Source organism: Streptomyces sp. NRRL F-525, from assembly GCF_000716605.1.
GTDB lineage: Bacteria > Actinomycetota > Actinomycetes > Streptomycetales > Streptomycetaceae > Streptomyces.
The window spans coordinates 1-619 of the sequence record NZ_JNXE01000116.1 but is presented as its reverse complement, the minus strand read 5'-3'; the positions used below and the strand labels follow the sequence as shown (position 1 = coordinate 619).

The window sequence follows — 619 nt, the reverse complement described above, 5'->3', positions numbered from 1 at the left end:
TTCCCCGGTCGGCACGGATGGGTCCAGCGGCTCGGTCACCCGGGCCGGTTCGGCCTCCTCCAGGACCACGTGCGCGTTGGTGCCGCTGATCCCGAAGGACGACACCCCGGCCCGCCGCGCGTGGCTGGTCTCCGGCCAGCGGGTCGCCTCCGTCAACAGCGAGACGGCGCCCTCCGTCCAGTCCACGTGCGGCGACGGCTCATCCACGTGCAGGGTCTTGGGCAGCACGCCGTGCCGCATCGCCATGACCATCTTGATGATGCCCGCGACGCCGGCGGCGGCCTGGGTGTGGCCGATGTTCGACTTGATCGAGCCGAGCCACAGCGGCTGTTCGGCCGACCGCTCCTTGCCGTAGGTGGCGAGCAGCGCCTGCGCCTCGATCGGGTCGCCCAGCCGGGTGCCGGTTCCGTGCGCCTCGACGGCGTCGACGTCGTTCGGCGTCAGCCGGGCGTTGGCCAGGGCCTGGCGGATGACGCGCTGCTGCGAGGGCCCGTTGGGGGCGGTCAACTGGCTGCTGCGCCCGTCCTGGTTGACGGCAGAGCCGCGGACGACCGCGAGCACCTGGTGCCCGTTGCGCTCGGCGTCCGACAAACGCTCCAGCAGCACCAGGCCGACACCC

General features: G+C 72.7%; 1 protein-coding gene. It reads right to left on the bottom strand.

The genetic code is table 11. The features are described 5' to 3' along the window. The coding region (locus tag OO69_RS48110) for a ketoacyl-synthetase C-terminal extension domain-containing protein (RefSeq protein ID WP_033287383.1) at positions 1–619 on the bottom strand (619 nt) is incomplete at both ends.